General features: G+C 42.9%; 13 protein-coding genes. 9 read left to right on the top strand and 4 right to left on the bottom strand.

Translation table 11 applies throughout. The annotated features are described in order from the left end of the window. Window positions 1-34: 34 nt before the first annotated feature. The 3 genes from VB714_RS12270 to VB714_RS12260 all read left to right on the top strand — a co-directional run bounded on the left by VB714_RS12270 (window position 35) and on the right by VB714_RS12260 (window position 2,913). Window positions 35-1,060, top strand: coding sequence for a low specificity L-threonine aldolase (locus tag VB714_RS12270; protein WP_416309666.1), 1,026 nt, complete (start codon window positions 35-37; stop codon window positions 1,058-1,060). Window positions 1,061-1,151: 91 nt separating this feature from the next. Further along, window positions 1,152-1,436: a YggT family protein gene (locus VB714_RS12265; protein ID WP_416309665.1), complete on the top strand. Its 285-nt coding sequence runs from the start codon at window positions 1,152-1,154 to the stop codon at window positions 1,434-1,436. 346 nt (window positions 1,437-1,782) lie between these two features. After that, window positions 1,783-2,913 (top strand): tetratricopeptide repeat protein, encoded by a 1,131-nt coding sequence (locus VB714_RS12260; protein ID WP_323224513.1) that lies wholly within the window; start codon window positions 1,783-1,785, stop codon window positions 2,911-2,913. A 5-nt stretch (window positions 2,914-2,918) separates the two neighbouring features. Here the strand turns inward: VB714_RS12260 and rsmG are convergent, their stop codons facing one another. The 3 genes from rsmG to VB714_RS12245 are packed head-to-tail and all read right to left on the bottom strand — an operon-like array spanning window position 2,919 to window position 4,855. Beyond that, window positions 2,919-3,638 carry a 16S rRNA (guanine(527)-N(7))-methyltransferase RsmG gene (rsmG, locus tag VB714_RS12255; RefSeq protein ID WP_416309664.1) on the bottom strand — a complete coding sequence of 240 codons (720 nt, stop codon included), beginning with the start codon at window positions 3,636-3,638 and terminating at the stop codon, window positions 2,919-2,921. A gap of 53 nt (window positions 3,639-3,691) precedes the next feature. Continuing rightward, window positions 3,692-4,633, bottom strand: coding sequence for a putative 2-dehydropantoate 2-reductase (locus tag VB714_RS12250; RefSeq protein ID WP_323224509.1), 942 nt, complete (start codon window positions 4,631-4,633; stop codon window positions 3,692-3,694). Window positions 4,634-4,669: 36 nt separating this feature from the next. Then, complete coding sequence (locus tag VB714_RS12245) at window positions 4,670-4,855, bottom strand: hypothetical protein (RefSeq protein ID WP_323224507.1); 186 nt, start codon at window positions 4,853-4,855, stop codon at window positions 4,670-4,672. 157 nt (window positions 4,856-5,012) lie between these two features. On the opposite strand from VB714_RS12245, the gene VB714_RS12240 reads away from it, so the two are divergent. Beyond that, window positions 5,013-6,647: a CHAT domain-containing protein gene (locus tag VB714_RS12240; protein WP_323224506.1), complete on the top strand. Its 1,635-nt coding sequence runs from the start codon at window positions 5,013-5,015 to the stop codon at window positions 6,645-6,647. 626 nt (window positions 6,648-7,273) lie between these two features. On the opposite strand, the gene VB714_RS12235 is transcribed toward VB714_RS12240, so the two are convergent. Then, complete coding sequence (locus VB714_RS12235) at window positions 7,274-9,178, bottom strand: iron uptake porin (RefSeq protein WP_323224505.1); 1,905 nt, start codon at window positions 9,176-9,178, stop codon at window positions 7,274-7,276. Window positions 9,179-9,524: 346 nt separating this feature from the next. Here VB714_RS12235 and VB714_RS12230 point away from each other — a divergent pair, with 346 nt between their 5' ends. From VB714_RS12230 to VB714_RS12210, 5 genes are all read left to right on the top strand, one after another. Further along, the gene (locus VB714_RS12230; RefSeq protein WP_323224503.1) at window positions 9,525-10,958 is read left to right on the top strand and encodes a class I adenylate-forming enzyme family protein; all 1,434 of its coding nucleotides are present in this window, start codon (window positions 9,525-9,527) and stop codon (window positions 10,956-10,958) included. Window positions 10,959-11,040: 82 nt separating this feature from the next. Then, window positions 11,041-11,409, top strand: a complete 369-nt coding sequence (locus tag VB714_RS12225) for an acyl carrier protein (protein ID WP_323224501.1) — start codon at window positions 11,041-11,043, stop codon at window positions 11,407-11,409. Between the two features lie 55 nt (window positions 11,410-11,464). Further along, window positions 11,465-12,757 carry a coproporphyrinogen-III oxidase family protein gene (locus tag VB714_RS12220; RefSeq protein ID WP_323224499.1) on the top strand — a complete coding sequence of 431 codons (1,293 nt, stop codon included), beginning with the start codon at window positions 11,465-11,467 and terminating at the stop codon, window positions 12,755-12,757. Window positions 12,758-12,835: 78 nt separating this feature from the next. Next, a complete protein-coding gene (locus VB714_RS12215) occupies window positions 12,836-14,203 on the top strand; it encodes an alkyl/aryl-sulfatase (protein ID WP_323224497.1) in 1,368 nt (455 codons plus the stop codon). Next, on the top strand, window positions 14,196-14,516 hold a 321-nt coding region (locus VB714_RS12210), incomplete at its 3' end, for an oligosaccharide flippase family protein (protein WP_323224495.1). The genes VB714_RS12215 and VB714_RS12210, both read left to right, overlap by 8 nt.

Below are 14,516 nucleotides of genomic sequence, written 5' to 3'. Positions count from 1 at the left end.
CTCCCCACACCCTCCCCACACCCTCTCCCAAACAATGCTCGAACAATTTGCCAGCGACAATTATGCGGGAATTTGCCCCGAGGCAATGGATTATCTTCTCAAAGCAAATCAAGGTAGTGCTTTAGCTTATGGAGAAGATGAGTGGACGCAAAAAGCAACAGATTATTTTCGAGAACTTTTTGCAATTGATTGCGAAGTGTTTTTCGTATTCAATGGAACTGCCGCAAACTCTTTGGTATTGGCTTCTTTGTGCCAATCTTATCATAGTGTTATTTGTCACGAACTGTCCCATATTGAGACGGATGAATGCGGAGCGCCAGAATTTACCTCAAATGGTTCTAAACTATTATTGGGTCACGGGGAACAGGGCAAATTAACACCAGATTCGATCGAGTCCCTCGTGACCAAACGCAGAGATATTCACTATCCCAAACCAAAAGTAATTAGCCTGACTCAAGCAACGGAATTAGGTACATTATACACTCTGGAGGAACTGGCAGCCATTCACGCGATCGCCCAACAGTATGATTTAAAAGTTCATCTGGATGGGGCAAGATTTGCTAATGCTGTTGCCGCTTTGAATGTGCATCCTGCTGATATAACATGGAAAATTGGAGTCGATGTTTTGTGTTTTGGGGGAACAAAAAATGGGTTGCCTTTGGGAGAAGCAATTTTATTTTTTAATAAAGATTTGGCTGAAGATTTTTCCTATCGTTGCAAACAAGGAGGGCAATTAGCCTCAAAAATGCGCTTTATTTCTGCCCCTTTTTTGGGGATTTTAGAAACGGATGCGTGGCTTAAAAATGCTCGACACGCGAATCAATCTGCTGAGTATTTTGAACAGGAATTAAAGAAGATTCCCGATATCGAAATAATGTTTCCCAGAGAAGTAAATTCTATTTTTGTCAAGTTACCCGATCGCGTTATTTCTGCCTTAAGAGCAAAAAAATGGCATTTCTATACGTTTATTGGGGTTGGAGGCGTTCGTTTTATGTGTTCTTGGGATACAAGGCGATCGCGGATAGATGAGCTAATACAAGATATTCAGGAAGCGATTTGAGGAAGATAGACGACAGGCAAGAGAAAAAAGTATTTTTATGTTTAGACTGATAAAATAGAACGAGAAAAAATTGAATTCAATTTTTAGTTATATGAATATTGCTGATTTTGTCTTAATCGCTCTCAATCTTCTCCTGGGTTTAACTATCTTTTTGTTTATTTTTCGGATTGTTCTGACCTGGTATCCCCAAGTTGAATTAACGCGCTTTCCTTTCAAGGCGATCGCCATTCCTACAGAACCTTTTCTGATTCCTACTCGCAAGCTCGTTCCTCCTATTGGTGGTGTTGATATTTCGCCTATTATTTGGGTGGGTATTATTTCGCTTCTACGGGAAATTTTAGTCGGACAACAGGGTTTATTAAGAACTTTACTGTGAATTACCCCTCCTTGCAACAGGAAGAGAATGCGATCGGAGGAACTAGATTTGCCTCTGGGCGGGGTTTTTAGCTTTTTTGTAAAGAAATGTTGCAAGATCGGGATTTTTCTGTTACATTAGTTTACATAAGATAAAGAATTTGAGAGATTAAACCCTTCAAGGCCGCTAGGTTCTCCCGGTTTGGCAAGGCAGCAAACATCTCAAGTATCTCCTCCCATGTAGCAAGCTCAGAAAACAAGCCGTTATCCTGCGGCTTGCTTTTTTTTTCTGGAGGTTATTCTCTCAAATTCCTGAGAAATGTTAAGATTCTTTGAACTTTAACCTCACACACACGCAAAACAAACCAATGGGTATAAAACTCTTCACCAACATAGTCGGCATGGTTTTGACCTGCTCGGTAGTTGTGGGAATTGCTCCCGCGATCGCCTCCTCACCCGAGGGTATTGCAGCCCCAAAACCGAGTAATGAACCCCTTTTACTCTCTCAAAACGCCAGCAACAGTCAATTGAGCGCTCTTTTGCGTCAAGGCCGGGAACTCTCGGAGGCTGGAAATTACGACGCAGCGATCCAAATCTACGAACAAGCCGCACAATTGGATCGCAATAACCCGCGCATTTTCTCTGGACTGGGCTACTTACAAGCCAATCGAGAAAACTATTCGGCTGCTGTCACTGCCTATCGCCGAGCCGTAGAACTCGAGGCGAATAATGCTGATTTCTATTATGGTTTAGGCTATGCGTCGGCGAAAACTGGAGACTATACCGGTGCAGTAACGGCTTATCAACGGGCGATCGCCATCGCACCCAAGAATAAAGACAACTATTTAGGGTTGGCCGTCGCTCAGTTGCGTTTGGGCAACTATAACGAGGCGATCCAAACCTACCAACGTATCGTTCAGAACTTCGAGAATAGCGGCGATATTTACGGGACTATCGGAGTCGTTCTCCTCGAACAAGGACAACCTTCCCAAGCGATCGCGCTACTGCAAAAAGCACAACTCGAATATCCTAGCGAAGTCAAAATCAAACTTCCTTTAGCCGTTGCCCTGCTCCAACAGGGAGATTATGATAGCGGGGTTGCCATTTTAGAAGAAGTTTTGCGCCTTGATCCTCGAAATCCCCAAGTTCAGATTCAGATCGGGAAAATCCGGCAAACTCAGGGAGAAATGGAGGCCGCAGAAGAGGCATTTCGTCAAGCGACTTATCTGGCTCCTAACTCAGCCGATGCCCATCTTGCCCTAGGAACATTTTGGCTAAGTCGAGATATGTTTTTAATGGCAACATCTTCTTATCGTCGAGTCGTAGAACTTGCCCCCGATAATGCTTTGGCGCATTACAATTTAGCTCTTGCTTTGAAAGGACGACGACGGACAGATGAGGCGATCGCAGCTTTAAAAACTGCCCTTTCTTTGTATCAACAACAAAATAATTCCCAAGGAGTCGCCCGAGTGAATGAGTTGTTAAAAGACTGGGATTAAATCGGTTAAAGTGGGTGTTTAGTAGGAATACCAACTCGACGCGGATATTGAGGGAGAGTTGGTACTTTTTTTTCTAAATAAATGCAATGGCGAATACTGTTGGTTAAGGGGGTTTGAAAAGAGGCGATCGATTTAATTTGGCCGCCTAACTTTGTGACAACAGGAGTTAAATTTTCGGTTTCTTCTTCCTGCCACTGTCCTCGATATAAAATTGCAATACCGCCTATTTTCAATAAGGGGAGGGCATATTCAGCGCAAACAGAGGGAGATGCTACGGCTCTAATCGAGACTAAATCGTAAGATTCCCTCTGGCTTATATCTTGTCCGATTTCCTCAGCCCGTCCGATTAAAGTCTTGACATTTTGTAGGTTTAATGCTGTTATTATCTCATCTAAAAGCAGCATTTTTTTACGCACTGAATCTAAAAGCGTTATCTGATAGTTTGGGCAGGCGATCGCGATAGGAATTCCAGGAAAACCTCCTCCTGTACCAATATCGATCGCCGTTTTCATTTCCCCTTCTTTACCCAATATTTCTAAGGGAGAAATTCCGGCGATCGCATCCCAAATATGTTTTTCGAGAAAGTCTTGGGGTTCTGTAATTCCCGTGAGATTGCTAGATTTGTTTTTTAAGATAATTTGTGTGTATAATTGTTGAAATTGTTGTAGGTGTTTTTCCTCTGGTTGCCAGTTCGAGATTTGCAAAATTTCTTGCGCGATCGCCATATCTAAACATACTTCATTCATCACTGTAGGATAGGCAAAGCCCATCAAAAATATTATTTTCGATTTTGAGTATCTAAAAATTTAAGTTGTTGATAAAGCATGGAGATTTTGGGTAATTCAATTGCTTTTTCTCTTGCCATTTGTAACGCATTGCCTACAATTCCTTCGATTTCTAACGGTCGTTTAAAATTATAGTCTAATTTCATACTGGTTAAATAGGGTTTCATTTTTTCAGTATGAGACAACATTTTTGCAATAAAACTTTCACTAATTTCTCGCTGACAACTTCTCGCACCGATCGCCACTTCCTGCATTATTGCTTCCACGAGTTGACGACTATGGCGATCGCCCATTATTGCTTGGGTAGTTGCATCGAGGATTACCGATAAGCTATTGTAAGGAATATTCCAAACGAGTTTTTCCCAACGACTTTGTAATAAGTCTGCTTTTAAAGCAATTTTTACATTCGCTTTCTGGAAGTCTTTGGCGATCGCCTCCATTCGTCCCGTAATTCCACAAGATTGATAGTTTGAGGCATATTCAGCTAAAACAATTTCTTGATAGTCAAGATGGCAAATATAACCCGCAGCAATTTTATTGGCACAAATAAAACATAATCCTCCTATTATAAAACTTTGCGGGAAGATTTCGGCAATTTCCCTTTCAAAATTTAGCCCATTTTGCAAAAGAATAATAACACTATTCTCCCGCACTAGAGGCTTAAGAAGCTGAGGAAGAAGGTGATTTTGTGTAGATTTTAAAGCCACGATAATGACATCGCATTGAGGCATTTGTGACGGATCGCGATAGGCATTAACCCGAGGTAGAGTAAAATCTCCGTAAATCGATTCAACGATCAAGCCTTTTTCTTTAACGCGATCGTAGTCGCTACGGAGGAGAAAGTGAACGGGAAAACCTACCTTTTGCAAACAGGCTCCATAATACCCTCCCACTGCACCCGTTCCGATAATGGCATAACTTTGCATAAATCCCATGAAAAGCTAAACTTTACTAATCAAAATTTGAAGAACTTAGAACCAGAAAAGAGAGGCGATCGCCTCTTGTGAAATAATACCTTTCCCAAAGATAAACATCGTAACAGGAGCGGGAATCATTTCCCCCCGAAAGTCGAGTAATTCAACTAAAATCAAATAGATAAGAGCTAAAAAGATGGAAATTGCTCCGGTAATAATAGCAAGAATTTTTCCGCGAGTCATAAGTTAACCAAAAATAATATTGTACCAGAGTGACTTGACAAATAAAATTTTGTGATTACGGCCACTCGAAAATTGTAGGATTCTTTCTCCAGCGCGATCGCCTTGAGTCCCTGAAAACTTGATATAGTAGATCGTCGCATCGACAAATGCAGTGGGAATGTCTCGAGAGCAAAATCCGTGTTTGAGTTTGGCGGTCGATCGCTTACTCGCAGCAGGAAAAGAAAATTATGCGATCTGGGTTCTCCATGCCCCTCTACCGGGGGGTTACGTTCACCATGACAGTGTTTGGCCAGCCCGTATGACGAAACAATGGCTGGCGTGGCAAGAAATGTTTTCCCTACAAGAACATTTGCACGTTCCTCTCGCTGGCTTGCCAGATGAATATATTTCTCCACAAATAGCCCCAGAACCCTTTGACACTCCTACAGATCCCGATATCCCTGCGGAGAATTACAGTGGGCGCTTAATGCAAAATTTGGGTATCGATCTTTGGAATTGGTTGCTACAAGGATCGATCCGGAATAGTTGGTCCCAAAGTCGAGGCGTGGCCATCGGTCAAAATAAACCCTTACGCTTTCGTCTCGATATCCGCGACCCCCATTTGATTCCTCTACCTTGGGAAATCATCCAGCCTGCCCCTGGCAAGCAATCTATTTCTCTAAATCGTCAATTTTTATTCAGTCGTACTACTAGCGATGTAGACCCTCTCACCCCTCAGCGATCGCAGGACCGATTGAATATTTTGTTAGTTTTAGGGGAAAGTGATTTACTCAATCATCAATCTCTACAATTACGCGAAGAAGCGCGATCGCTGTCGGAGGCGATCGAAAAACGGACGGAAGAGGTGAATTATCAACGCTCATTTTCCCCGGTTCCCCCTCGGGTTGATGTTCTCTTGCAACCGACCCCCGCCGAATTGGTAGAAGCCTTGGAAAAGGGGATTTACAATGTCTTTTTCTATGCCGGTCATGGCGTTCCCGCCCCAGATGGAGGCTCTTTGTTTTTGCGTCCCGATGCCACCATTAACGGCACAGAACTGGCACAAGTTTTAGTGAGAACCCAAATCGTCCTCGCCGTTTTTAACGCCTGTTGGGGGGCGCAACCCGATCGCATTGAAGGCAGTACGATTCCCCGCAGCAGTTTAGCGGAAGTGTTGATTCATCATGGAGTTCCGGCGGTTTTGGGGATGCGGGATGCGATCGCCGATCGCGAGGCTTTAAGTTTTATTCAGGTGTTTACCGAGGCTCTTTCCGATCGAATGTCTATCGATCGCGCCGTGGCGATCGCCCGTCAGCATCTTCTCACTCTTTACAAGTTTAACCAACCCGCTTGGACGCTACCGATCTTATATATGCACCCAGAATTTGAGGGGGAACTGATTAAACCCCTTGGGGAAGGCATTACAGAGTTACCCACAGTTCTACCTGGAGGCAAAAAAAATGTTGTTCCCAAAGCATCTTTGCATTCTCAACCAGGCGATCGGGTTTGGGAGATTCAAGGGGGATTAATGCGCGTCGGCCGCCGTCCCGATAACGATCTGGTGATTCAAGAACGTTGGGTCAGTCAAAACCATGCAGAGATATTTTATCGGGAAACATTTTTAGGCACAAAATCTGCCCCGAGTTATTTTTTACGGGATTTTTCTCGCTATGGAACCCTTCTTTCAGATGGGGAAAACTGGAAAAAGGTTCATCATCAAGAAGTCCTTTTGGAATCGGGAGTTCAGCTCAAATTTGGGAGTTCTCAGGGTCAAGTCTTGGAATTTAAAATTAAAGCATCTCAACAGGAATGAAAGCATGAACAAATTATTGATTCGATCCCCCCAGCCCCCCTTAATAAGGCAGGGACTATTCGTTGAAAAAAGGAAAATATTACAATGCCTGACTTGTCGCCAATTATGCGCCCCCCTAACCCCCCAAATCTGGGGGGAACCGGAGTCAAAGTCCCCCACACTTGGGGGATTTAGGGGGCTGGCATTTTGGGGGTTACATTTTTTCTCTCTCCGATGAGTTGAAAAAAGGAAAATACTACAATGCCTGACTTGTCGCCAATTATGCGCCCCCCTAACCTCCCAAATCTGGGGGGAATCGGAGTCAAAGTCCCCCACACTTGGGGGATTTAGGGGGCTGGCATTTTGGGGGTTACATTTTTTCTCTGAAAAAAGGAAAATACTACAATGCCTGACTTGTCGCCAATTATGCGCCCCCCTAACCCCCCAAATCTGGGGGAAACCGGAGTCAAAGTCCCCCACACTTGGGGGATTTAGGGGGCTGGCACTTTGGGGGTTACATTTTTTCTCTCTCCGATGAATAGTCCCTACCCTTAATAAGGGGGGAGAATCCGGAAGTCCCCCTTTTTAAGGGGGATTTAGGGGGATCGAAACGTATCCTATTTGTAACTAGCAACTCGGGTTACTTATTAGAATTTTAAAAGGGTGCGAATCATACCCGCAAAGATAGTGTCATTATTGGGATTACCATTGGGGTTAAATACCGCGTAAATTGCCGGGGCAATTTCGATATTATCAGTGAGAGGGAAACGATATTCAAGGTTAGCCATATAGGAGGGAGAGCGATCGCTCGGTCCGTTGTCAGCACTAGCGAGGTAAGGAAGCATCCCAAAACCAGCAACAATCACATCGTTTTCTTTGAACATATCTGGGAAAGCCAAGTTCAATCCCCAAGTCCACATATCCGCGTTATCTCCTTTGCGAACTCCCGATTCAGCGACCCCATTCAAATAGCCGAGATAACCGCTAATATTAAAGTCATCAGAGATATCCCATGTTCCGGCAAAGTGATAGTGATTGGCGGAAGTTGCTGATTCTCGAATGTTCCCGCTACTATCGACCCAGAGGAAGGGGGATTGGCCTAAAACACTACCAGTCGTGGATAGGACAATATTCTCATCGGTGCGAAGACCACCAGGAGCGAAACTACGAGCATAAGCAAAAGCAAGTTTAACATCATTGCCGACTTTGACATTAAGTTGGATCGGCAGGATGAAGGATCCCCCAAATATCCCAAGATTGGCATCATTCGCATCTTGGGCGATGTAGGCAATATCTAGCCCCAACATCTCGTTAAAACGAATATTTGCACCGATCGCAGCCCCAGGAATGCCTTGACTTTCAAACAATAAGTTATTGTAAGCCAATCCCAAGGGAATTCCCGTTAAGGCGTAGGGGGAAGTCGAATGAGAGTCGATAATGTCATCAACGACGATTTGAGCGGCTCCAACATGGAGTACAACATTATCACTCGCAGGGAAACGATAATGAACCTTGTTGATACCTACATTATTATTGGCAGCGAAACCGTAGAAGTTAGGAACACTTTGTTCTGTTCCTGTCCCGAATCGCTTTAAGTTTTGTAAGTTGCGAGCTTGAAGCCGAATTCGCAGGCGATCGCGCCCCGTGAAGCTGGTATCGAAGGCTAAACGCGCTCGATAACCAAAGGCTAAGGCATTATTGCGATCGGTTCGGAAGTTACCGGCCGTATCATTACCAGCTGCGTGAATGGTAGCCAAGTCGTTGATGAATGCGTTAATAACTGTTCCACCAGCCAAACTGTCGGCTGCGAGATATTCTCCCAAAGTAATCGAATCAACTGTTCCACCCTCTTCAAACAAGCCGATCATCCGGTTCTGATCGATAATGTTAGCCACAGATGCTGGGGTGGCGAGAGTCCCCAGATTGTCTAATAGACCCAAATCAAAGTATTCAGCACCATTAAGACCAAAAATCTTGGCGCGATCGCCCGTGGCGATGTCCAAATTGGTCATCATCACACCATTTAATCTGGTAGTGGTAGAGAATTGGTTATCTTCTAAAAAGGCAACTCGCCCTTCTAAGTTATCGACGCGAACCCCGAGGAGTGCCAATTCTTGTTCAAATTCCTCCATCAGGCGACGCAGAACAGCTAAGTCTTCCCGTGTTGTAAACTCTCCCGTGGTTTCGGCAATTAAGCGCTCGATTTGTTGCAAGCAGGCATTTAAACCAGCAGCAAATTCGTAGCGAGTCAGGGCGCGATTGCCGCGATAGGTTCCGTTGGGATAGCCTTTAAGACAATCGTAGCGTTGCACCAAGTCATCTAAGGCTTGGAAAGCCCAATCTCCAGGGGATACATCGCTGAATTTCGAGGCTCCAGTAAATTGAGCTTCGGTATCCTCCAGGACGGGTTCCTCCATTTCTAGACTGTAGCTTTCGACTTGCTGTAAAAGGTCGCCAGTCGATGGGTCTGCCAAGGCATTTCCCGAACTGACAAGGCATAAACCGAGAGTAGCAGAACCTGCAAGTAAAGACGTTCTTAGGATTTTCGACATTAATAATTCCTCACACTTAATCAAAAACAACGATAACTCACCTAACGAAAGGATTTAAGGTTTTGTCACCAATATTTTTCCCCAACAGCTTACCGTAAATTTCTCCAATTGGAAATAGTTGATCGGAATTTTTTAAAGCGATAAGGTATGCAATAATTTTCAAGAGTGTTAAATTCCTTGCAGGATGCAGGATGGAGCTTTTAAATCAAAAACAGAACAAAACAACTAATATCAGTCCTACTATAAATTGTATTCCGGTGAGTTTACGAATTGGAGATAAAATGTCAGAATTTATACAGCATAAATCCTAACTCGGGTCATGATAATGGCGGCATGAAATTTAGGCATGAAATTTATCAACGATTCTTCGTCAATCAGCCTATTGGCAGATGGACAGTTGACTCATTCTTACTTACAGATTCCAGACACTTTCGAGCAACTCGATTTCTTCTTTGCTAACCACAACATAGATCGCGGCGATCGGTTGGCATTGGAATGTGTTAATTCGGTTCCCAGCGCTTTAGTTTTGCTGTATTTCCTCGAGAGGGAGTATAGTTTTTTCTTATTTCCAAAAACAGCAAATATTTCCGAGGAAGATAGGCCGGAAATTCCTTTGTTCTGTCGTTATGGTCTGAGAATTGATTTGGCTGCCGATGCAGAGAATGAAGTCCTCCTTCATCCCGATCGCTGGTTAAAAATATGGGAAAATGATGGCTGGGTGGGTGCAAATCCTGTCTCAGAAGTGTCAAACCCGACCTTGTACGTGCGAACTTCGGGCAGTACCGGAAATCCCAAACTGGTAGCTCACTCTCATGCTAAATTACGGGATAATGTTCTCAACTGCGTGCAGCGATTACATCTTAAGAATGGCGATCGCATTGCCATTCCCGTCCCTATTTTTCATATGTATGGTTTAGGAGCAGCATTTCTACCTGGGGTAATGGTTGGTGCGTCCATCGACCTACAAAAAGGGGCGAATTTACTGAGATACTTGCAGAGGGAACGAGAGTTCAATCCTAATGTTGCCTTTATGACTCCCATTTTTTGCGAAACTCTATTACGGGGTCGTCGATCGCCCAGACCTTATAGATTAACCGTTGCTGCCGGCGATCGGGTTCGAGAAGACACCTTTAAGCAATATAACGATCGATTTGGTTGCTTAGTTAAATTGTACGGTAGCACGGAAATGGGGGCGATCGCCGCCGGCAGTCCCGATGATACCCTAGAAGTCCGCGATCGCACCGTTGGACAGCCCATGCCAGGAGTCCAAATGCGTCTAGAAAAGCAATCCCTTGAAGAGGGAGAAGGAATGGAAGATACAGGAGAACTATGGTGTCTGCACAACTGCGGATTTGATAGTTACGTCGATCTTAAAGGCAATTCTCTCCCATCAGAAACAGGAGATTGGTTTCGGACCAAAGATTTCGGACGGATAGGAAAATATGGTTTGGAAGTGATTGGCCGTTGCGACCATAGCGTGAATCGAAATGGACTCCTTGTTTTCTTTGCTGAGGTGGAGAAAGCAATGGAAAGTATTGCCGAAATTGAAAAAGTTATTGTTGTTTCTAAAGGAGAAAGTCAGCGCGGGAAAAAATTATTTGCCTATTGTATTCCTACCAAAGAGACAAAGGTTGAAGTTACAGCCTCGGAAATTCGCTCTCATTGTTTCGATCTATTGCCAAGACACGCCATTCCTGATGAAATTATCATCGAAAAAATGTTGCCTTTACTACCGAATGGTAAAGTCGATCGCCAAAAATTGACCCAAAGAGTGGGTTAAGAAAAAGTAACGCTTAAAAATTTGTTACAATCCCCTCTTTATGGTCTAAAACTTGCTATAAAGAAATCGAGTTAATGCTAGAATGAGCAAGTTTGGCAACAAATTTAGCTCCAGCGATCGCATTCAGCCAAACAACAAATCTATTTTGGGAATAATTTTCATGGATCAAAAAGTAGATCAAAAAGCAATTGAAAAACTCAAAGTCATTATCGCCGATGAACTCGATGTTAATCTTACAAAAGAAGAGATTGACGACAATGCCCCTTTATTTGAAGGAGGTTTGGGACTTGATTCTATCGTTATTGTAGAATTAATTTCTCTGATTGAAGAAAAATTTGGGATTGAATTTGCCGATACTGAACTCAGTCCAGAATACTTTAGCAATCTCCATGTTTTAGCGGAGTTTGTTTCTGAAAAATTAGCATCTCGAGAAAAAGTAGCTAGTAGCTGAATCCGTAAGATAGCTAAATCACCTATTCCCCTAGTCCCCGTTATTCATTAGCCTCATGATTGCGATTGCCGAACCTAGAACCAAACTCGATGCTCAACGGATTCCTTTAACTCCTAACTATCCTCCCTTTAAAAAGTGGAAGCGATCGGCTATTGGGGAAAAGTTACAAGATCGACCGATGTGCCTTTATTTACACATCCCTTTCTGTACGCAACGATGTTCGTTTTGCTATTATAAAACCGTCGATCTCAAAGAGCGTCCCGAACTCGATCCCTATGTGGACGCATTGTGCAAAGAAATCAAATTGGTTGCCGATCGCTTCGATCTAGGAAATCGTCCCATACACGCTATTTATTTTGGCGGTGGGACTCCTAGCTTATTACAAGAACATCACTTTGAAAAGTTGGTTGGCACCTTGCGGGAGAATTTCAAGCAATTTGATAACCGTCAACAATTTGCCCTCGAAGCAGAACCTTTAACTATTTCCAAAAGTAAGCTGGAAACCTTAGCACAATTGGGGGTGACTCGTCTCAGTATGGGCATTCAATCCTTTGTCGAAGATATCATTCAATTAAGCGGTCGCGGTCACAATCAAAAACAGGCCTATCGCGCTATTGAAATGGCTCAAAAAGCGGGTCAAGGCAAATGGACGATTAATATTGACCTCCTTAGCGGTTTGGCTGGGGAAACCGATGAAACTTGGAAAAAGAGCGTTGAATGTGCGATCGGTACCGGGGTTGAGAGTATTACTGTCTATCAAATGGAAGCGTTTGCCAATACTGATTTCTACAAGCAAGGAGTACGAGAAGAAAAGATTAACTTACCCGATGCCGAACAAGAAAAGGGTTTCATGCAATATGCGATGGGAGAATTAACTCGCCAAAATTATATTCCTTGGAGTTTCTTCACCTACACCAAAAACAATAGCGATCGCAGCGAATACATTTACAATATTTGGCAGGGGATGGAGTTTTATGGTTTGGGAGTTTCTGCTTTTGGCAGCATGGATAACTTCCTCCTACAAAATACCAGCGACCTTGACAAATATGGGGAAATTGTCAATGCAGGAGAACTTCCTCTCGTGCGCGGTTATAAGTTTACCTGTCAAGACCTTATGGTGCGAGATGTCTTATTGGGGATGAAATTATTACGCTTTGACTTGAATAAGTTTAAATCTCAATATGGGTTTAAATTAGAGTCTCTTTGCGCTCAACCTCTGGGACAACTTGAAGCCGAAGGATTTATTGCGATCGGTAATGACGAGGTAACATTAACCGATAAAGGCATCCTGCACGGAGATTTTGTCGGGTATACTGTCTCGGAATACCTGAGAAAACTGCACAGTTAAAACCATCACTCTCAAAGATAGCGGGGTAAGATTCTCCTCTACCCTGTTATTTGTATTTTTTTGTTCAAAAAACTGGCTATGAATTATGAATTAGTCTGTAATGCGATCGCAAATATCTTCAAGATTTTAGGATTATTGGGGTTATTATTTTTCCTCAATTCTTCTTCTATTTTAGCAGATAATCTAGGTAATTTACATCAGGAATGTCAACCCAAGATTATCGAAGTGACATCTGGTGTTTATGTGGCCGTGGGAAATACAAGAGCGCATATTACTCTCATTGAAGGGGATAATGGTGTCATTATTGTCGATACAGGAGACAATATCGCAGCAGCAGAGAGAGTTATCACTCAATTTCAAAATATTACTCAAAAACCCATTGCAGCGATTATTTATACTCATTCCCACTATGATCATACTGGGGGGACTCGCGCTTTTTTGAACGGCGATCGCATCCCAATTTATGCAAGGGCAAATTTCCAAGCAGGAGGAGTTAAAGATAATAAACTACAACAAATCGATCGCGATCGCACGAGTTTTCAACATGGTACTTTTATTGACCCCAAAGAAATCATTGCAGTAAACAAAACATGGTGCAAATTGCCCATCAAAAATGGAGGAGATGGTTTTGTACCCCCCAATCATCGATTTACGCAAGAGAGGGTATCATTAAATATTGCAGGAATTGCTTTAGAATTAGTCGCGGCACCCGGAGAAACCGACGATCAACTTTATGTTTGGCTGCCCGATAAGAAAGTATTATTATGTGGAGATAATTATTATCGTGCCTTTCCCAATCTTTATTCCATTAGGGGGTCATATCGAGATGTAAAACAGTGGGTTCGCAGCCTTGATAAAATCCTCAGTGAAGAACCAGAATATTTGATTTCTGGCCATTCTTTACCCATTACAGGAGAGGAAAAAATAAAACTAATTATCACCGATTATCGAGATGGAATTGACTCCATTTTTACACAAACTCTTGCGGGAATGAGTCGCGGTTTAACACCCGATGAATTAGTTGAAGTTGTAAAACTCCCGCCAGAATTAGCAACAAAGCCTTATCTTCAAGAGAATTATGGTAATATACCTTGGACGGTACGGGGGATTTATAATCACTATTTAGGCTGGTTTGATGGCAACCCGACTCATTTATTTCCTTTATCAACAAGAGAAAATGCAACTAGAATTTCTAGGCTTGTAGGAGGAAAGGAAAAACTTTGGCAAGTCGCTCAAAATGCTTTTACTGCTGAAGACTATCAGTGGACTTTAGAACTGACAGACTATCTTTTAGCTTTAGAATTTCAGACAGGAGCAGTCAAAGAGCTTAAAGCAGAAACATTAAAATCATTAGCACAAAAAGAAACCAATGGCAATGCCAAACATTACTATTTATCGATCGCCCAAAAATTACAACATCACTCTAAAATTTTATTAAATGACTGAATCTACCCTCTCTTCAACTTCAAAAAGTATCCGCTTAGATGTTCTTGCAAAAGAGGCTTCGATCGCCTTAATTATTAAAGCAGCAGGATTAGTATTAATCTATCTCTTACAAGTCTTTTTAGCTCGCTGGATGGGAAGAACTGAATATGGAATTTATGAATATGTTATCGCTTGGTCATTATTATTAGCCATTCCCGCGAGTTTAGGTCTACCGCGCACGGTGATGCGATCGATTTCAGAATATCGCATCAAACAAGAATGGGGGTTAGCGAGAGGAATTATTCGCGGGAGTTTGTTCTTAACTTTGGCAGCA

Origin of the sequence: Spirulina sp. 06S082, assembly GCF_034932145.1 — a bacterium.
Lineage (GTDB): Bacteria > Cyanobacteriota > Cyanobacteriia > Cyanobacteriales > Spirulinaceae > CCY15215.
The sequence above is the reverse complement of the archived record's forward strand: the minus strand, read 5'-3'. Positions and strand labels throughout refer to the sequence as shown.